General features: G+C 67.7%; 21 protein-coding genes and 1 tRNA gene. 7 read left to right on the top strand and 15 right to left on the bottom strand.

Features of this window, described 5'->3' with window-relative positions; translation table 11 throughout:
• The first annotated feature begins 249 nt into the window (after positions 1 to 249).
• Positions 250 to 747 carry a single-stranded DNA-binding protein gene (locus J2851_RS36225; protein WP_209763237.1) on the top strand — a complete coding sequence of 166 codons (498 nt, stop codon included), beginning with the start codon at positions 250 to 252 and terminating at the stop codon, positions 745 to 747.
• Positions 748 to 850: 103 nt separating this feature from the next.
• Here the strand turns inward: J2851_RS36225 and J2851_RS02520 are convergent, their stop codons facing one another.
• The 4 genes from J2851_RS02520 to J2851_RS02505 form a co-directional block, all read right to left on the bottom strand.
• Positions 851 to 1,324, bottom strand: a complete 474-nt coding sequence (locus J2851_RS02520; RefSeq protein ID WP_209763235.1) for a hypothetical protein — start codon at positions 1,322 to 1,324, stop codon at positions 851 to 853.
• Between the two features lie 119 nt (positions 1,325 to 1,443).
• Entirely contained in the window at positions 1,444 to 2,070 is a 627-nt protein-coding gene (locus tag J2851_RS36220; RefSeq protein ID WP_209763233.1) for a calcium-binding protein, read from the bottom strand.
• A 317-nt stretch (positions 2,071 to 2,387) separates the two neighbouring features.
• The gene (locus J2851_RS02510; protein WP_246500354.1) at positions 2,388 to 2,588 is read right to left on the bottom strand and encodes a hypothetical protein; all 201 of its coding nucleotides are present in this window, start codon (positions 2,586 to 2,588) and stop codon (positions 2,388 to 2,390) included.
• Positions 2,589 to 2,635: 47 nt separating this feature from the next.
• Positions 2,636 to 2,788: an entericidin A/B family lipoprotein gene (locus J2851_RS02505; RefSeq protein WP_209763231.1), complete on the bottom strand. Its 153-nt coding sequence runs from the start codon at positions 2,786 to 2,788 to the stop codon at positions 2,636 to 2,638.
• A 190-nt stretch (positions 2,789 to 2,978) separates the two neighbouring features.
• Between J2851_RS02505 and J2851_RS02500 the strand changes: the two genes are divergently transcribed.
• The 4 genes from J2851_RS02500 (at position 2,979) to J2851_RS02485 (ending at position 8,201) form a co-directional block, all read left to right on the top strand.
• Positions 2,979 to 4,334 (top strand): MATE family efflux transporter, encoded by a 1,356-nt coding sequence (locus tag J2851_RS02500; RefSeq protein WP_209763229.1) that lies wholly within the window; start codon positions 2,979 to 2,981, stop codon positions 4,332 to 4,334.
• Positions 4,335 to 4,559: 225 nt separating this feature from the next.
• Positions 4,560 to 7,391 carry a DNA gyrase subunit A gene (gyrA, locus tag J2851_RS02495; protein WP_209763227.1) on the top strand — a complete coding sequence of 944 codons (2,832 nt, stop codon included), beginning with the start codon at positions 4,560 to 4,562 and terminating at the stop codon, positions 7,389 to 7,391.
• Positions 7,392 to 7,412: 21 nt separating this feature from the next.
• A complete protein-coding gene (gene coaD / locus J2851_RS02490) occupies positions 7,413 to 7,961 on the top strand; it encodes a pantetheine-phosphate adenylyltransferase (protein ID WP_209763225.1) in 549 nt (182 codons plus the stop codon).
• Positions 7,962 to 8,125: 164 nt separating this feature from the next.
• Positions 8,126 to 8,201: transfer RNA gene (locus tag J2851_RS02485), tRNA-Lys, on the top strand.
• Between the two features lie 84 nt (positions 8,202 to 8,285).
• Here the strand turns inward: J2851_RS02485 and J2851_RS02480 are convergent.
• The 6 genes from J2851_RS02480 to J2851_RS02455 form a co-directional block, all read right to left on the bottom strand.
• Positions 8,286 to 9,377 carry a tyrosine-type recombinase/integrase gene (locus J2851_RS02480; RefSeq protein WP_209763223.1) on the bottom strand — a complete coding sequence of 364 codons (1,092 nt, stop codon included), beginning with the start codon at positions 9,375 to 9,377 and terminating at the stop codon, positions 8,286 to 8,288.
• Between the two features lie 2 nt (positions 9,378 to 9,379).
• On the bottom strand, positions 9,380 to 9,673 hold the full coding sequence (locus J2851_RS02475) for a hypothetical protein (RefSeq protein WP_209763221.1): 294 nt from the start codon (positions 9,671 to 9,673) through the stop codon (positions 9,380 to 9,382).
• The gene (locus tag J2851_RS02470) at positions 9,674 to 10,300 is read right to left on the bottom strand and encodes a hypothetical protein (RefSeq protein WP_209763219.1); all 627 of its coding nucleotides are present in this window, start codon (positions 10,298 to 10,300) and stop codon (positions 9,674 to 9,676) included.
• A 179-nt stretch (positions 10,301 to 10,479) separates the two neighbouring features.
• Positions 10,480 to 11,283 (bottom strand): Lar family restriction alleviation protein, encoded by an 804-nt coding sequence (locus J2851_RS02465; protein ID WP_209763217.1) that lies wholly within the window; start codon positions 11,281 to 11,283, stop codon positions 10,480 to 10,482.
• Positions 11,284 to 11,299: 16 nt separating this feature from the next.
• The gene (locus tag J2851_RS02460; RefSeq protein WP_209763215.1) at positions 11,300 to 12,244 is read right to left on the bottom strand and encodes an AAA family ATPase; all 945 of its coding nucleotides are present in this window, start codon (positions 12,242 to 12,244) and stop codon (positions 11,300 to 11,302) included.
• An 11-nt stretch (positions 12,245 to 12,255) separates the two neighbouring features.
• Positions 12,256 to 13,188: a PD-(D/E)XK nuclease-like domain-containing protein gene (locus J2851_RS02455; RefSeq protein WP_209763213.1), complete on the bottom strand. Its 933-nt coding sequence runs from the start codon at positions 13,186 to 13,188 to the stop codon at positions 12,256 to 12,258.
• Between the two features lie 122 nt (positions 13,189 to 13,310).
• Here J2851_RS02455 and J2851_RS02450 point away from each other — a divergent pair, with 122 nt between their 5' ends.
• On the top strand, positions 13,311 to 13,634 hold the full coding sequence (locus J2851_RS02450; protein ID WP_246500353.1) for a hypothetical protein: 324 nt from the start codon (positions 13,311 to 13,313) through the stop codon (positions 13,632 to 13,634).
• Between the two features lie 2 nt (positions 13,635 to 13,636).
• On the opposite strand, the gene J2851_RS02445 is transcribed toward J2851_RS02450, so the two are convergent.
• The 5 genes from J2851_RS02445 to J2851_RS02425 form a co-directional block, all read right to left on the bottom strand.
• Positions 13,637 to 13,927 (bottom strand): hypothetical protein, encoded by a 291-nt coding sequence (locus J2851_RS02445; protein WP_209763209.1) that lies wholly within the window; start codon positions 13,925 to 13,927, stop codon positions 13,637 to 13,639.
• Between the two features lie 47 nt (positions 13,928 to 13,974).
• Positions 13,975 to 14,232 (bottom strand): hypothetical protein, encoded by a 258-nt coding sequence (locus tag J2851_RS02440; RefSeq protein ID WP_209763207.1) that lies wholly within the window; start codon positions 14,230 to 14,232, stop codon positions 13,975 to 13,977.
• Positions 14,232 to 14,822 (bottom strand): hypothetical protein, encoded by a 591-nt coding sequence (locus J2851_RS02435; RefSeq protein WP_209763205.1) that lies wholly within the window; start codon positions 14,820 to 14,822, stop codon positions 14,232 to 14,234. Before J2851_RS02435 ends, J2851_RS02440 begins: the two co-directional genes overlap by 1 nt.
• A 174-nt stretch (positions 14,823 to 14,996) precedes the next feature.
• The gene (locus tag J2851_RS02430) at positions 14,997 to 15,218 is read right to left on the bottom strand and encodes a hypothetical protein (protein WP_209763203.1); all 222 of its coding nucleotides are present in this window, start codon (positions 15,216 to 15,218) and stop codon (positions 14,997 to 14,999) included.
• 3 nt (positions 15,219 to 15,221) lie between these two features.
• A complete protein-coding gene (locus J2851_RS02425) occupies positions 15,222 to 15,602 on the bottom strand; it encodes a hypothetical protein (protein WP_209763201.1) in 381 nt (126 codons plus the stop codon).
• 166 nt (positions 15,603 to 15,768) lie between these two features.
• Between J2851_RS02425 and J2851_RS02420 the strand changes: the two genes are divergently transcribed.
• The gene (locus J2851_RS02420) at positions 15,769 to 16,179 is read left to right on the top strand and encodes a hypothetical protein (RefSeq protein ID WP_209763199.1); all 411 of its coding nucleotides are present in this window, start codon (positions 15,769 to 15,771) and stop codon (positions 16,177 to 16,179) included.
• Positions 16,180 to 16,330 lie beyond the last annotated feature (151 nt).

Here is a 16,330-nt window from a genome sequence, read left to right as displayed (position 1 = left end):
GCTATATTTGTTCACGGAGTGTTCTCTTCCGCGCGGGCCGGGCGGGTTGGTTCGGGCGGAAGGGGCCAAGCGCTCCGCGGCGGTTGACCCGCGCCCGTGCGTCATGCTTTGTGGAGCGTGAGCGGGGCTAGGGGCAAACAGACAAACCGGCCCTGCGAACAGACACCACTGGCATCTGGACGCCCTTCCGCCGGGCGCCCGAACGGGTCGGAGAGGATGCCGGTACACCCGCGCTAGGAGACACGTGCGATGAATGTATGGACGTTTACGGGGCGCCTGGGCGCGGATGGCGAGTTGCGCTCCACGCAGAGCGGCGAGAAGGTGCTGGGCTTCCGCGTCGCCAACGACGTCGGGTTCGGCGAGCGCAAGACCACGCAGTGGGTCGATTGCTCCATCTGGGGCCGTCGCGCCGAGGCGCTGGCCCCGCACCTGACCAAGGGCAAGCAGGTCGTCGTGTCCGGCGAGGTGACGATCCGCGAGTATGAGAAGCGCGACGGCACCCGTGGCGCCGGCCTCTCCGTGCGTGTCAACGAGATCGACTTCACCGGCGGCCCGCGCGAGGGCGAAGGTGGCGGCGGCTACGGTGGCGGCGGTGGCGGTTACGAGTCGCGCGGTGGCGGCGGCGGTGGCGGCTACGGCGGTGGTGCCGGCGGCGGCGGCGGTTACGGCGGGGGCGGCGGCGGTGGCCGCAGCGGCGGTGGTGCTCCGCCCCGTCACGACGACCTGGACGACGAGATCCCGTTCTGACGAGCGGTTTGCTCCGATCCGGTCAAACGCGTTTCGACGGCGCTGCGGAGTTCCTTCCGCGGCGCCGTTCTTTTGTGCGGCCGGTGCTTGGTCCGGGACGGGCTCAGCGCGGGCCGGGGTTGGTCGCGCGGTACCAGTTGGTCGCGTCCGTCGCGCCGGGCAGGGACGCCGGCTGGCCGTTGCCGACGATCGGCGGCAGGGCGGCGAACTGGTCGGGGCTCATCCCGGTCAGCAGCAGGGCCTGGCGCTCGCTGGAATAGCGGAGGTTGCCGGTGTCCACGGCCACCCGGCGCTTCAGCGGATAGACCGGCGCGCCGCTCGCCACGAGAACCTGGACGGGCTCGCGGCTGGGCGTCACCACCACGTCGTCGACCCTGCCCAGGATGCGGTCGGCCTCCGCCGACTGGACCGACAGGCCGACGAGTTCCAGCGGCGAGATCGACGCCATCGGCCGCGGCGGGTCGCCGGCCTCCGCGCAGGCGCCGAGAGCGAGCAGCGCGCCGGCCGCGAGCAGCCGCGCCCCAACCGCGCCGACCGCCGCGCCGACCGATGATGGACGTCCTGGATTGGTCCGCATCTGTGCCTCCTCCATCGCTTGGGCTTCGCTTGGGCACAGCTGTAACGCGGCAGGAGGGCGAACGGATCGGCGCGGGGGCCGAAGTTTCCTCCGGCCCTCCGTCCGTCCTTGGTTGCGCGTCAGGTGAAGACGTAGTCGCGGCCGGCCTGGAGCCCCGTGGCGTCCACCGAGAGCGACGATCCGTCCCGGAAGGAGAAGACCGTCCCGGTCTGGGTGGTCGAGACGCTCATGCCGCCGGCCGTGTAGCCCTGGAACTCGATCCGGTCGATCCCCCGCTCGAAATACTGGATGTCGTCCTTGCCGAAGCCGCCGGTGGCCGACTGCATCCGGAAGATGTCGGCCGTCGCGTCGAAATAGCTGACCATGTGGTCGTTGCCGGCCCCGGGCACGAACAGGTCGCGGCCGTCGTCGCGCAGCGTGTCCACCAGCCAGTCGTCGCCGGCCCCGCCGAACATCGTGTCGTCGCCGCGCCCGCCCTTGAGCGTGTCGTTGTCGGTGCCGCCGTCCAGCCAGTCGTTTCCGGCCCCGCCGAACAGCTGGTCGCTGCCGGTTCCGCCGTACATGCTGTCGTTGCCGGCGTCGCCGGAATAGGGATCGCCGAGCCAATCGTTTCCGGCGCCGCCGTTCAGGTAGTCGTTGCCCAGGCCGCCGGCGAGCGAATCATTGCCACCACCGCCGTAGATCGAGTCGGCGTCGCTGGACCCGGTGAGGCGGTCCGCGGTGTCCTTCCCCCAAAACTTGGCCATGGTTCCTCTCCGTGATTGGTTAACAGATTGTTAACATCGAAGTGGGGAAGGAGGAAAGGTAAAAAAATCATTAATTCGCCTGAACCAAATTTTGCCACCGGCCCAGGCTGTGTTGTGTCCCTTGTGTTTTCGTGTTGTTTCCGTTTTCAGACCATTTGATTGTTCGAAGGTTCGTTGGTTCGAATACTGTGCGGGGTGGTGGGTCGCGCGCCGCCGGTTGACGCCGGCAAAGCAAAGGCCGGTGCGCCCGCGGACGCACCGGCCTTTGTTTGGGCCCGGATCAGGTCTGGATCCGAGGTCTGGGTCAGGGGTCTGAGTTAGGCCTGGGTCGGGTTGGGCTCGCCGGGCATGGGTTCGCCGGCGGGGGGCGGCATCTCCGGCGGCACGTCCGGGTTGGACGGCACGGGGTAGGGCTCCGGCGTGGTCGGCTGGGTCGGCTCGGGCGTGGGCGTGCCGGGGCTGGGGATCTCGCCGGGGCCGCCCGGAGTCATGGGGTCGGACGCCATGGGGTCACTCATCGCAGAAACCTTCGGTTGTTGATGCATGCGATTGGCCGGATGGGTGGTCACTCGACCGCCCGCTCGACGGCGCGGCCGCCGGCCTTCAGATCCTGCCCGGCCCCATCGACCGTGTTGCAGCCGGCAAGCAGCGCAGCGAAGGTCAGGATGAAGCTGGCAAGCGCAATCTGGCGCACGGGGAACTGCATCGTGCGGCTCATGATCCCGAACTCCTGTGTGGCTGGTGTTGCCTGATCAACGCCGCTTCGCGCGCGTTGGTTCCGGCGCGCGCGTTGGATTTGCAACGGGGCGGAAGGGGGATGAGCTGCCACTTGACGTGGTACGCCGCGTGGTGAAGATGGCCGGCTCCGCCGCCGTCCGACCATCCGGCTTCAGAATGCCCAAAACGTCATGACCGAAACCTCGCTTCCAGCACCCCGGATCACCGACCGCCTGCGCGCCCATGTGGGTGAGCTGCTGCGGCTGGCGGCGCCCGTGATCGTGTCGCGCGCCGGGCTGATCGTGATGATGGCGGTCGACACGGCCATCGTCGGCCGCTACAGCGCGCAGGAGCTGGCCTATTACGGCCTGGCGCACCTGCCCTCAAACCTGATGATCACGACCGGCGTCGGCCTGCTGATGGGCGTCGTCGCCACCACCGCCCACGCGCTGGGCGCGGGCGACGAAAAGGAGTGCGGGCGCGTCTGGCGGCGGTCGATTCCCTACGCGCTGCTGCTGAGCGTTCTGTTCGCGCTCGGCTCCCTGGCCGGCGGGCCGTTCTTCCGCCTGACCGGCCAGTCGCCGGACCTGGTGGAGGGCGGGGCCGCGGTCCTGGCGGTGCTCGGCCTCGGCGCGCCGGGGATGATGCTGTACGTCGCCACGGGCTTCTTCCTGGAAGGGCTGAAGCGGCCGGTGCCGGGCATGGTCGTGATGATCGTCGGCAACCTGGTGAACGCGCTGCTGGCCTGGGCGCTGGTCTGGGGGCACCTGGGCTTTCCCGCCATGGGCGCGGTCGGCTCCGCCTGGGCGACCACGGCGGTCCGCTGGGTGATGGGCCTCGGCCTCGCCCTGTACGCGTGGCGGATGAGCGACCACGAGCGCTGGGGCGTGCGCGCGCCGGTCGGCGCGTGGTGGCGCGACAGCCACCGGCAGAGGCACCTGGGCTACGCCGCCGGCCTCAGCCTCGCGGTGGAGAGCGGCGCCTTCGCGACTCTCGGCCTGTTCGCCGGCATGATCTCGCCGCTGGCGCTGGGCGCCTACACGGTGGGGCTGAACCTGACGGCGCTGCCCTTCATGGCGGCGGTGGGGCTGGGCTCCGCCACCGCGGTGCGGGTCGGCGTCGCCTACGGCCGGCGCGACCGGCTGGACATGGCGCTGGCCGGCTGGACCGGGCTGGGGGTGACCAGCCTGATCCTGGCCGTCGTCGGGGTCCTGTACGTCAGCGTGCCGGAGCCGCTGGCGGCCATCTACAGCGCCGACCCGGCGCTGGTCGAGCGCGTGGCGCCGCTGATCGCCTTCACCGCCTGGGTGCTGGTGGCCGACGGCGGCCAGACGGTGATGGCCAACGCGCTGCGCGGCCGCGGCGACGCCTGGGTGCCGACGGCGCTGCATTTCGTGTCCTACGCGGTGGTGATGATTCCGGTCTCGGCCCTGCTCGCGTTCGGATGGGAACGGGGCGAGCGCGGTCTTTTTGAGGGAATTCTCATCGCCAGTGTGGTATCGGTGAGCATCCTTTCGCTGCGCTTCGCGCTGCTGAGCCGCCGCTGAACCGGGATGTGCAGACAGGGTTGAAGATGGGGGCCAGATTGGGAAATGTCGGAATGGAAACGCCGGAAACCGCTTCGGCCCCGGAGCGTTGAGTGCACCTGCGAAAGCTGGTAGGAATTCTTATATTGCATACAGCGGCCCGCAGGGTCGTGCGGATGCGCCACCGTTGAACGGAACCGCTGATCGGTCAGGCATCGCCGCAGCCAGAAGAATGAGTTTGTCTCCTTGAGCACGACACCCCTTCCTCCCGCCTCCGACATCGCGCCGGTCACGATCGAAGACGAGATGCGCCGCTCGTATCTCGATTACGCGATGAGCGTGATCGTGAGCCGCGCATTGCCCGACGTGCGCGACGGCCTGAAGCCGGTGCACCGGCGCATCCTCTACGCGATGAAGGAGGGCGGGTACGACTCGACCAAGCCCTACAAGAAGTCGGCGCGCATCGTCGGCGACGTGATGGGTAAATACCACCCGCACGGCGACAGCGCGATCTACGACGCCATGGTCCGCATGGCGCAGGACTTCTCCATGCGCCTGCCGCTGATCGACGGGCAGGGCAACTTCGGATCGATGGACGGCGACCCGCCGGCGGCCATGCGCTACACCGAGGCGCGTCTGGCCAAGGCGGCGGAGGCGCTGCTCGACGACATCGACAAGGACACGGTCGATTTCCAGGCGAACTACGACGATTCGGGCAAGGAGCCCACGGTCGTCCCGGCGCGCTTCCCGAACCTGCTGGTCAACGGCGCCGGCGGCATCGCCGTCGGCATGGCCACCAACATCCCGACCCACAATCTGGGCGAGGTGGTGGACGCCTGCTGCGCCTACATCGACAACAACGACATCACCGACGAAGAGCTGATGGAGTTCGTGCCGGGTCCGGACTTCCCGACGGGCGGCCTGATCCTCGGCCGGTCGGGCATCCGGTCGGCTCTGACCACCGGCCGCGGCTCGGTGATCATCCGCGCCAAGACCGAGATCGAGGAGATCCGCAAGGACCGCTTCGCCATCGTGGCGACGGAAATCCCGTACCAGGTCAACAAGTCCAAGCTGATGGAGCGCATCGGCGAGGTGGTCAACGACAAGACCATCGAGGGCATCTCCGACCTGCGCGACGAATCGGACCGCGACGGCGTGCGCGTGGTGATCGAGCTGAAGCGCGACGCCATGCCCGACGTGGTGCTGGCCCAGCTGTTCCGCCACACCCAGCTGCAGACGTCCTTCGGCGTCAACATGCTGGCGCTGAACGGCGGCCGGCCGGAGCTGATGAACCTGCGGCAGATCATCGTCGCCTTCGTCCGCTTCCGCGAGCAGGTCATCACCCGGCGCACCGAGTTCCTGCTCGGCAAGGCGCGCGAACGCGCCCACACCTTGGTCGGCCTGGCGGTCGCGGTCGCCAACCTGGACGACATGATCGCGCTGATCCGCAGCGCCCCCGACCCCGTCTGGGCGCGCGAGCAGCTGATGGAGCGCGAGTGGCCGGCGCTGGACGTCGCCCCGCTGATCGCGCTGATCGACGAGCCGGGCCGCGGCGTGTCGGAGAACGGCACCTACCGCCTGTCGGAAGAGCAGGCCCGCGCCATCCTGGACCTGCGCCTGCACCGCCTGACCGGGCTGGAGCGCGATAAGATCGGCGCCGAGCTTCGGGATGTCACCGACCAGATCGCCGACTACCTGGAAACGCTGGCCAACCGCGTGAAGCTGCTGGGCATCCTGCGCGACGAGCTGGTGGAGATGAAGGAGCGGTTCGGCAACCCGCGCCGCACCGAGATCCAGGAGCTGGAGTTCGAGGCCGACATCGAGGACCTGATCCAGCGCGAGGACATGGTCGTCACGGTCAGCCAGTCCGGCTACGTCAAGCGCGTGCCGCTGTCCACCTACCGCGCGCAGAAGCGCGGCGGCAAGGGCCGGTCGGGCATGTCGATGAAGGCGGAGGACGCGGTCAGCGACCTGTTCGTCGCCAACACGCACACGCCGCTGCTGCTCTTCTCCTCGCGCGGCATGGTTTACAAGCTGAAGGTCTACCGCCTGCCGCTGGGCAACCCGCAGGCGCGCGGCAAGGCCTTCGTGAACCTGCTGCCGCTGATCGACGGCGAGACGATCACCACCGTCCTGCCGCTGCCCGAGGACGAGGCGGTGTGGGCCAACCTGCACGTGGTCTTCGCCACGTCGAAGGGCAACGTGCGCCGCAACCGCATGTCGGACTTCGCCAACATCCGCTCCAACGGCCTGATCGCCATGAAGCTGGAGGAGGAGGGCGAGCGGCTGATCGCCGTCCGCACCTGCTCGGAAGCGGACGACGTCCTGCTGGCGACCAGCGGCGGCAAGTGCATCCGCTTCGAGGTCGCCGACGTGCGCGTCTTCGCCGGCCGCACCTCCACCGGCGTGCGCGGCATCCGTCTGGCCGACGGCGACGAGGTCATCTCCATGACCACGCTGCATCACGTCAACGCCACGCCGGAGGAGCGCGCGGCCTATCTCAAGCGCAAGCGCGAGGAAGGCGTGGACATGGAAGGCGAGGCGGCACCGGAGGCCGACGAGGTCCCGACCGAGGCCGTCACGCTGTCCCAGGAACTCTACGAGGACCTGAAGCGCCAGGAACAGTACATCCTGACCGTGACCGAGCGCGGCTACGGAAAGCGCACGTCGTCCTATGAATACCGGGTGACCGGCCGCGGCGGCCAGGGCATCTGGAACATGGAGATGGGCGAGCGCAACGGCTCCATCGTCGCGGCCTTCCCGGTGGAGGCCAAGCACCAGGTGATGATGGTCACCAACGGCGGCCAGGTCATCCGCATGCCGATCCACGACGTGCGCATCGCCGGCCGCAAGACGCTGGGCGTCACGCTGTTCCGCGTCGGTGCGGATGAACGCGTCGTCTCCGTCGCCTCCATCGCGGAGGACGAGGACAACGGGAACGGCAATGGCAACGGCGGCGAGCTTGGCCTGAACGGCGACGGCAACGGCGTTGACGGAACGACCGGCGTGGACACCGGTGTGGACACCGGGATTGCGAACGGTGATGCCGCTTCCGGTCCCGAGGACTCGATCGAATAAGAAAGGGCGGAAGGTACTCCCATGGCCAAGCGCCGCATCGGTGTCTATCCCGGCACCTTCGACCCGATCACCAACGGGCACCTGGACATCATCCAGCGCGCCTCGCGCTTGGTCGATCACCTGATTGTCGGCGTTGCGCGCAACGCCGGCAAAGGCCCGCTCTTCTCCACCGACGAGCGGGTCGCCATGGTGCGGGAGGATGTGTCCGCCCTCAACAACGGCACCAGCATCGAGGTGCGCGCCTTCGACACGCTGCTGATGCAGTTCGCCGTGGAGATGAACGCCACCGTCATCATCCGCGGCCTGCGCGCCGTCTCGGACTTCGAATACGAGTTCCAGATGGCGGGCATGAACGCGCGCCTGAACCCCAAGGTCGAGACCATGTTCCTGATGGCCTCGGAAAAGCACCAGTTCATCTCCTCGCGCTTCGTGAAGGAGATCGGGCGCCTGGGCGGGGACATCCGCAGCTTCGTCAGCGCCCGCGTGGCCGACCATCTGGCCGAGCGATTCGCGCTGGAGGCCAACAACGGCGACAACAACAAGCATGTGCAGACGCTGAAGCAGGGATGAGCGCCGGCCCGCTTTGCGGGAAGGGCGCGGCCTTTGCTTGGCCCAGGGGTTGACGGGCAAATTTTGCGCGCCAAGCTCAACCCCACGGTTGACCGGCGGGGCGTCCCCTCTTATGGTGCGCCCCTCTCCGGCGATCGCGTTTCCAAGCGATCTTCAGACGATGTGATCCGGTAGCTCAGTCGGTAGAGCACGTGACTTTTAATCATGTGGCCGTGGGTTCGAATCCCACCCGGATCACCATTACTTTCAAGGGCTTAGGGCCAGTTTGAGGCCCCGTTTTTCCCACGGTTTGCAATCCGATCATCGGCGGTTTGCAAATTCCGTTCATTCGGCGTTCTTCGGGCGCCCCTTCTTCCCCTTCCCCTTGGCCGCTCGGGCGGCGTCCAGAGAGGCAATTGCAAGCTGGGCATTCCGCTTCTTGGCGGTGTACTTCCGGACCATGGCCACGGTCTGGTGCCCCGTGATCGAGGCGATCACCTCCCACTCCAGCTTCAACTCGTGCAGCATGGTCGCGGCGGTGTAGCGCAGGCCGTGGGTCGTCACGTCGTCGGCAAGACCGGCCTCGCGAATCGCGTCGCTCATGAAGTGGACGAAGCCGTTCGGGGTCATCGGCTTGTGGAATCGGCTGGGCAGCATCGCCATGTGCTTGTGCGACTCCAGCCACGGATCGAGCACCGCGACCAGCTCCTGAGACGCGGGGATCCACAGGCGCTCGTTCGTCTTCTGCTGGGTCACGGAAATGGTGCCGCTGCGGTAGTGCTGGCGGACCATGGCCGCCACGTCGCCGGCGCGCTGCCCGGTGTTCAGCAGCAGCTCGAAGGCGACGCGCTCGCGGGTGGTCGGCCCCCACTTCGCGCGGAAGGATTCGATCTCCGATTCCTCCCACGGCCGGTGACCGTCTCCGGTCTTCAGCATCTTCGGCCGCTGGGCCGGGTTGTCCGCCCGCCACCCGCGATCAACGGCGAAGGTCAGCAGGAGCCGCAGCACCTGGACCATGTAGTTGGCTGTCCGCGGCTTCTCCATGAACGTGTCGCGGAGGGTCAGGACGTGCTTGCGCTCGACCGCCTTGACGGGCAGGGCGCCCCATCCCTTGAACTTCCCGCCCTTGGCCGTGTTGCCAAGCGACAGGGTGTCGAGGTGGCGCGCGTACGACTTCCGTGTCTCCTCCGCCAGTTGCAGGAAGTCCGGGCTGGCCTTGTACGCTTCGATCAGCGCGGCGAACGTCTCCGGCTTTGGATCATCCAGCCTGGTTGCGGGGGCGGCGTTCAGCTTGGCGTATGCCTGGGCGAACTCCGGGCTGCGCGGGTCATCAGGCAGCCGAATCCCGCTGGCCCGATGGTAGTAGTAGACCCTACGCTCGCCGCTCGCGAGGCGCTTCGTCACCATGTTCACGCCCGGAAAGTCCACGCGGACCATCGTCATTTCCCACAGGCAGCCATGAACGGATCGGGCGCCTGGGCGTCGTTCGCCGCCCGCGGCGCGCTGTCGTTCGCCGGAGATGCTGTGGCCAAGCCGGACCGCCGGTCAAGCCACAGGTCGATCGCCCGCTGGTCGTACAGCCCCAGCAGCGGATCGGGCCGGGGAAACCCGGCCTCCTCCATCTGCGGGCGTTTCATCGCAAACCACTGCTCCGAGCGGTTCAGGTAGGTCGCCACGTCCAGGGCCGTCATCAGGCGCGGCGTGAACGTGAACTTGGGCTTGGGGCGCGCCATCTACGCCCCCTCCGGCAGGATGCCGGCGGCGCGGGCTTTGGCGAGCGCGGCGGCGGCGCGGATAATGTCCGGGTCCTTGTCGGGGTTCTGCATCAGGTGCTGGTCGATGTAGTTCCCAGCCATGTTGAACACGCCGTTCAGCGCCTCCGCCAGTTCCCGCGCGATGTCCGGCTGCGCCGCCCGCAGCGCGTCCCGGTCGGCCTCCGCCTGGGTGGCGCGAGCTTTCCATTCCGGCCGCATCTTCAGCGTGGTGCGAAGCTCGTTGCCCCGCGCAATGATCTCCGGCCATTCAAATGGGTCGCAGCCGTCCCACGACATACCGAGGGCGCCGGCCATGGACTCGCGGTGCTCCATGTCATCCATGCACTTGTTGTCGTAGCTGCCCCGCGCGTCATCGCGTTCCTCGGCGCGCTTCTGGCACGCGGCGGAGAGTTCGCGCACGGTGCCCTTCCAGCGCTCCCGCTCCACCTCCAGATCCTTGACGCGCGCGGACAGCGCGTCGAGAGCGTCGGCGGCTTCTTCGCCTATGCCGGACTCGTTCTGGTCTATCAGCCATTCGCCGGTGTCTCTGCTCATGAAGACGGCGTTGCGCAGGCGCTCGCTCAGCGGGGCGGTGTCTGTGGTCATGGCGGTCAGTCCGGGGAGGTGGTGGCTGGCGGGAATGGGGCATGCCAGTACTCGGCCTCGTCCGGGTACCGGTCGTCGCTCGCAGAGATCCCGGCCCCGCCGCACTTGAGGCAAGCCAGATCGGGACCGGATTGGACTGGCTCGTATCCGGAGCCATCGCATCGCGGGCAGGTCATGTCTCACCCCTCCCCGGCGGAGGTGGAGGGGGCGGAGGGGAGGGGCATCCAGTGGGTGGCGCTGAACAGCTTGTCGTAGGCGTCCGTAACGAAGCACCCGAAGTGCTCTTGGCGGATGTTGTCGTATCCCCGCGTCCAGCAAGCCGTGAACACAGCGCCAGCGTAGATCAGCACCTCAGTCCCGTCCTTCGGCGCCGTGGCGATGTCCTGCCACCCCTGTGCCGTCGTCGTGGGGGAGGCGGGAGCGGCGGAGAGGGCGGCGCGGTAGGCGCGCTCCGCTTCGGTGTGCCAGCACGGCTCACCGTCAGCGTCGGCGGAGTCCAGCACGTCTCCCATCGCCGTCACTATCTCCGGCGTCGGCTCGACCGGGACGAGCTTCCATCCATCCGGCACCACGGCAGGCGCGACGGCGCGGGCGGCGGAGAGGACCACGCTCACTTCGCGGCGTGCTTCCTCAAGGCGCGCCTTAACGGCGTCGATGGCGTGCTGCGGCGCATCCGCTGGAATGTCGAACATCACCTCGGCGTCCGAGCCGAACTTGTGGAGCATCAGCGCCCGGACGCCAGCGGACAGCTCAGCCTCGGTGACGGACGCGGCCGGCGCAGTGGATGAGGCGCGGCGGTTCCAGGCGGCGATGGCTTCGTGCTCGTATTCGTCGCTGTGCTCGACGCCGCAGTTATCGCAGCGGACGGTGTAGCCGCGCACGAAGCCGTCGGCCTCGCGTTCCTCCAACAGAACGATGCGCTTGCCATCGTCGGTTTGCGGCCCGCAGAACGGGCACGGCTTCAGTTCGGTCTTGTCGCTCATTGGTGTCTCCTTGCGCTCAGGCGCGGGTGCCGGGGAAGTCGTCGTCGGTGGTGCCATCGGGCAGCTGATCGGCCCCGAGACCGGCGACGCGATCAGCCTCTTCGGCAATGGACTGGAGGTTGGCGAGCTGCGGCTTCAGCCGGTCGCGATCGGTCGGCGGCAGCCTCTTCCACCATTCGCGGAAGCCTTCGACGCCGGTCTCGGCCATCTTGGTGGCGGTGCGCTTCATCGCCTCGAAGGCTTGGTCGACAGGGTCGCCGCCTTTGACCCACTCGCCCAGCATCCGGCCGGTCCCCTCGTCCAGGTAGCCGACGCTTTCCTGCCCGACCGGGCCGAACGCGGCCTGGAGCGCGGCCGGGCACTTGGTCACCAGCTTCCGCCCGCCGGGCAGCAGCAGGACGGAGGCGGTCATTTCGTAGATGAAGTTCTTTTCCTGGATCTCGTGATAGCCGTCGGACACGATCTGGTCACGGCCGCGCTCGTCCTTCGCTTGGATCATCTTCTCGCGCGCCCGAAGGCAGATGAAGATGTGCATGCGGCTGGTCAGCAGGCGATTGACGAACCGCTTGTGCGCGGCCTTCGGTTGCTGCCACTTTAGCAGCCCCTGCTTTCCGGTTGCCTCCGCCATCTCCTGAACACCGCCCACGCCCTCCCATTCGTGGCTGGCGCTGTCCAGGATCAGCGCGTCAACGCCGTGCGCCTCGAAGTCGTCGATGGCGCCGATGAACCGGGTCGGACTGAACGGCGGCGTCAGTTCGCCATAGTCATAGGCGGTCAGGTCGGAGTAGAGGCGGCCGCGCCCGGTCTCCGTGTCGAGGAAGCCAAGGCGGCCCTGCAGACCGATCAGGCCGCGCGCAACCTTGATGGCCGTCATGGTCTTGCCCGATCCGGACGGACCGGTGAAGCTGACCAGAACGTGACTGCCCTCGCGCCGGGCCGGCTTGATGTCGATGATGGGCATGATCCGGATCCTCAGAGGGGAGCCTGCGCCGCGATGGCGCGCTCGATGTCGTTGCTGTTGGCGGGCTTGCGGGAGCGGCGTTCCTGCGCGGCAAACTGCCGGGCGTACTTGCGCTCCTCGTGCTGGGCAGCGGCCCAGGCCGGCGGTCCGACGAGCTGCACCGTGTTGGTGTAGGACGGCCACTCGCCGGCCGCGCTGCATTCGGCGAACAGGTCGATGGCGTCCCGCACGTCCTCCTCCGCCATAGACAGCAGGCCGGGCGTCGGCTCGAAGATCGACACGCAATGAGGGGGCTTGGTGGCCTGCACGACCCACAGCCAGCGGGCGCGTTGCCCGGTCAGCATCTCATGGCCGGTCAGGTAGAGACGGGCCTGGAGGTGGTGACCTACGTCCCAGATGCGGCGCTCGAAGGCGGACGGCTTGGCGCTCTCGCTGGTCTTGTAGTCGACGATCAGCCGGTTGTCGTCCTGAACCCAATCGAGGCGGTTCTTGATCGTCACCCCGGTCTTCGGATCGCGCCAGAGGTGCGTGCGCTCCGCCGCGCCGCCGCGCATCAGGCCTGGCGGCAGCTCCGCCTCCAGCACCGCGCGCATCGCCTCGATCTTCGGCAGGTGCTTCTTGAGCAGCGGCGTCTTGCCGGCGGCCTTCGCGGCGGCCCGCGCTTCCTTGGCGGCGTTGCTGCGGTAGGCATCGGCGTCGATGACGACCAGGCGCTCGTCTCGCAGGTGCGGCTCCAGCCACACCAGATGGGCGACGGTGCCGACGTCGAACTTAGTGTCGTCGGTCTCCTCCGCCTCGGGATTCATGTGCTCGTGCCAGAAGACCGCCGGGCATTCGCTGATCAGCGTCTTGATGCCGCTGGCGCTCAGCGCCGGGAGGCTGTGATAGACCTCCGCCGGGAGGCCGGCATAGACCCCCGGCTCAAGCTTGGACAATTCAGGCATTGCGTCCTACCTGTGACGAGTTTAGGGTTGCTCAACCAATGGGGGCAGCTATGGCGGTAACGGCCCTATACCTTGAGATCGTCCGGGCGCTTGATGCCCGGAGACGGGCACTCGGTTGGTCCATGGAGAAGCTCGACGATCGGGCTGGGGCCAACGACGGCTATTTTGCGAAGATCCTGCACGCCGACACGCCGTCCGGGCGTCAGGCCGGGTGGGAAATGCTCGACCTGTACGCCCAAGCCCTGTTCCCCGGCGGTGTGTCCGCCGCCCTGGCGCCGACCATGCGCGGCCTGAAGCTGCCCGCGCCGGCCAACGAGAACACCCCCGCCGTGCAGCTGCCGCTCGACCTGGACGTCGCCGGGCCGTACTGCTCGCTGCGGAGCTGGTACCGCCGGCGCCGTCCGCCGCGGATCTACAGGGTCGGGGGAGGGCGGCGCCGGGCGTAGCATCAGGGGTTCACCGGCTTGCCGAAGGCGCCGCAGTAGCCCATTTTTTCTCTGGTGTAGTAATCCTTGTCGATACCGACATCGTCAAGGCCATGACTGTAAGACCACCGCCATGCCATGCAGTCGGAAGCCTTACAAAAGACGTCTTCTTTATCTTCAATTTCCTCTCCATCAGAGTAGCCGCGATTAGCTGCGACTACTCCAATCTCTCTCTCGCCTCCATCCGTGACGATGGCGGTATGTCGCGCATGCGGGCACCACTTCGAGCGGGCATCTTTCTCGGTTAGTTTCATTTCCGATCCTCACGCCGCCCCATGGCGGCTGCTGGTGTTGGTGGGTGTCAGCGCGACTTCGGCCGGCGCGAGCTGGCGGAGATTTCGGCGCGCGTGTTGAGCGTCATCCGGCCCTTCTGCCGCGCGCTCGCCAGGGCGAACCGGCGGGCGGCGACCTCCCTGTTCCGGGCGACCAGTTCCTGCGGCTCCAGGCGCGTCACCTTGGCGCCCGCGTCGATGGCCTGCCGGGCGAGTTCGGCGAGTTCCAGGGCGGACGCGCGATGGCCTGCCGGGCGCTTGGCGTAGAGGTCGGAAAGCAGGTCCATCACGCCACCTTCCCGGCGGCCTGGGTCTCGTCGTTGGCCGCGGGCGGGAGGGCGGGCAGGGCGGCGGGCTCGGTGGCCTGCTGCTGGGCCTGGCGAAGCCAGAACGCCTCCTGCCCGCGCGCGGCAATGTGCATGGCGTGCTGGTAGGCCAGTTCCTTCCGGGCGCCGGCGACGTTGAACGTCCCCAGCTCCGTGTCCTTCAGCTCCGTCACCTCCGGGTTGGCCGCCAGCCAACGGCAGATGCGCGCCATGCGGAAGGAGGTGTTCCGGTGCCGCTCGGCGCGCTCACGCCACCTCTGGGCCATGACCTCGGGATCGGCCGGCGGCTCGTACCGGGCGGCGCGCTCCACCGCCTTCGCGCGGCCGGAGGTGTGGGCGCTGTCGTCCATCGCCTCCAGCTCGCTCAGGGTCAGCGGGGCGCCGCGCTGCTCGACCCGCTCGACCATCGACGCCGGCAGGCCCGGCCACGGCACCAGAACCGCGCCCTGGATCAGGTGCGCGAACTTCGTCTCGATCGACCCGATGATGCGTCCGCCATCCCAGATGGAGGCGTGCACGCTGTTCGGGTGCGGCGTGATTTCGATGGGCATAACTGCCTCTCTGGAAAGGAGCCGGCTGACGCTGCGAACCGCCCGCCGGCCAATGATCCCGCTGAACGACCTGCCATGGTCGAAACGGCGGGGAGGGGTTGCCTCTGACACCCCAAGCCCCTGCGGCCGAACCGTTAGGGGCGGAGGCGCCGGAGCGCGGGTATGGGGTTGCGGTCAGGCGCAGAGGCGGTCCAAGGCCAAGCCCTTCATGGCCTCCTCCCGCCATTCCTCGGCGCGATCCTCGTCGGCGAAGGGGCCGTGCGGCCGGTCGTCGTCGGTCAGCGGCCCGACGTAGTAGCCGCTCGACGGCTCCAGGTCGGTCGCGCGGGAGGCCGGGATGAAGTAGATGCGGGGCTTCTTCAGGGCCTCGGCAAGGTCGCGTTCCTGGCGGGTCATGGGTCACTCCCCGGCGGAGGGGGGCGGGGAGGCGGTGCCGGTCGCCTTGGCGATGGCGGCGAGGGCCAAACCGAGGTAGCGCTCGGCCGGCGCCATGGAGTTGGCGCAGGGCTCCAGCCCGCCATCGGTGGTCAGCACGCCGACCAGCCCTTGCAGCGCCTCCAGCATCTCCGGCGCGGCGTCGCGCAGCGGATCGGGCGTCACGCCCAGCAGCGCGTCGATCTGCGCGGGGGTCTCGGTGACGCCGAAGTCGCTCCCGTTGGTGGTCGAGACGACGCAGCGCCCCTCGCGGTCCAGGCCATAGGCGCTGATGTCGTGCACGGCGAAGCGGCGCGTCTGCTCGGTGCGGATCACGTTGAGTTTGATGATGTTCGGAGTATTCAAGGGTCCGCCTCCCTCTCGCCCTGAAGGCCGGCGCCACCGCGGCACCGGCAAGTTCAGGGAGGGCACCCATCCGGGCTACGGGTCATCCGTTCGGGTGGGTGTGGGGCGAATATGTACCATCACATGGTACAAGTGACAAGATCAAAAATGTACCGTTATGTGGTACATGATCGATGACGATTTTCCTGCAATACTCGCAGTGGTGGCGTTCACGCCGTGTGAGCGCGCTTTTTCGGGTTTGCCGACGATGTTTGGCTTATCGCTCAGGGAGCGGCGTGATCGAGCAGAGGCCGCGCTGCTCAGGCTCAATTACCGCGCCTACCGCGTTCTAGAGGTAAACGATGCCGCAAAGAGATTGAATCCCGCAGACGTTATGCTGGACGCCAGGACCCGAGAGGATTTCCAGGAAATCCGAAAAGCGACTTGGGATTATCTGAAGCAGCTCGAAATTGTGGGCAGCGACCCCGGCCCAGCTTTGCGCTTTGTGTCTCTGGTAGAGCGTGCCGTCAACGACTTCTACGGCGGAATTTGTGCCGGGAGAAGCGCATTCGCGCGATGGAAGGAGCAAAGTCGCTGACCGGTCCGCGATACCACGTCGCCAGGGCGCCTTCGGGCGCCCTTCGCGTTTCTGCGCCTGGCAAGCTGAACCGTCGCATTATCGGAGCCATCGCGCGTCGGTTCGCAGAATGCATACATGAATATGTGCTGAGACTGGTGCGACGACCCGC

Source organism: Azospirillum rugosum (assembly GCF_017876155.1).
Taxonomy (GTDB): domain Bacteria; phylum Pseudomonadota; class Alphaproteobacteria; order Azospirillales; family Azospirillaceae; genus Azospirillum; species Azospirillum rugosum.
The sequence above is the reverse complement of the archived record's forward strand: the minus strand, read 5'-3'. Positions and strand labels throughout refer to the sequence as shown.

Bases quoted from the DNA above. Each gene is read 5' to 3' on its own strand.
- J2851_RS36225 (WP_209763237.1), top strand. From the start codon at position 250: ATGAATGTATGGACGTTTACGGGGCGCCTGGGCGCGGATGGCGAGTTG.
- J2851_RS02520 (WP_209763235.1), bottom strand. From the start codon at position 1,324: ATGCGGACCAATCCAGGACGTCCATCATCGGTCGGCGCGGCGGTCGGC.
- J2851_RS36220 (WP_209763233.1), bottom strand. From the start codon at position 2,070: ATGGCCAAGTTTTGGGGGAAGGACACCGCGGACCGCCTCACCGGGTCC.
- J2851_RS02510 (WP_246500354.1), bottom strand. From the start codon at position 2,588: ATGAGTGACCCCATGGCGTCCGACCCCATGACTCCGGGCGGCCCCGGC.
- J2851_RS02505 (WP_209763231.1), bottom strand. From the start codon at position 2,788: ATGAGCCGCACGATGCAGTTCCCCGTGCGCCAGATTGCGCTTGCCAGC.
- J2851_RS02500 (WP_209763229.1), top strand. From the start codon at position 2,979: ATGACCGAAACCTCGCTTCCAGCACCCCGGATCACCGACCGCCTGCGC.
- coaD (WP_209763225.1), top strand. From the start codon at position 7,413: ATGGCCAAGCGCCGCATCGGTGTCTATCCCGGCACCTTCGACCCGATC.
- J2851_RS02480 (WP_209763223.1), bottom strand. From the start codon at position 9,377: ATGGTCCGCGTGGACTTTCCGGGCGTGAACATGGTGACGAAGCGCCTC.
- J2851_RS02475 (WP_209763221.1), bottom strand. From the start codon at position 9,673: ATGGCGCGCCCCAAGCCCAAGTTCACGTTCACGCCGCGCCTGATGACG.
- J2851_RS02470 (WP_209763219.1), bottom strand. From the start codon at position 10,300: ATGACCACAGACACCGCCCCGCTGAGCGAGCGCCTGCGCAACGCCGTC.
- J2851_RS02465 (WP_209763217.1), bottom strand. From the start codon at position 11,283: ATGAGCGACAAGACCGAACTGAAGCCGTGCCCGTTCTGCGGGCCGCAA.
- J2851_RS02460 (WP_209763215.1), bottom strand. From the start codon at position 12,244: ATGCCCATCATCGACATCAAGCCGGCCCGGCGCGAGGGCAGTCACGTT.
- J2851_RS02455 (WP_209763213.1), bottom strand. From the start codon at position 13,188: ATGCCTGAATTGTCCAAGCTTGAGCCGGGGGTCTATGCCGGCCTCCCG.
- J2851_RS02450 (WP_246500353.1), top strand. From the start codon at position 13,311: ATGGAGAAGCTCGACGATCGGGCTGGGGCCAACGACGGCTATTTTGCG.
- J2851_RS02445 (WP_209763209.1), bottom strand. From the start codon at position 13,927: ATGAAACTAACCGAGAAAGATGCCCGCTCGAAGTGGTGCCCGCATGCG.
- J2851_RS02440 (WP_209763207.1), bottom strand. From the start codon at position 14,232: ATGGACCTGCTTTCCGACCTCTACGCCAAGCGCCCGGCAGGCCATCGC.
- J2851_RS02435 (WP_209763205.1), bottom strand. From the start codon at position 14,822: ATGCCCATCGAAATCACGCCGCACCCGAACAGCGTGCACGCCTCCATC.
- J2851_RS02430 (WP_209763203.1), bottom strand. From the start codon at position 15,218: ATGACCCGCCAGGAACGCGACCTTGCCGAGGCCCTGAAGAAGCCCCGC.
- J2851_RS02420 (WP_209763199.1), top strand. From the start codon at position 15,769: ATGATCGATGACGATTTTCCTGCAATACTCGCAGTGGTGGCGTTCACG.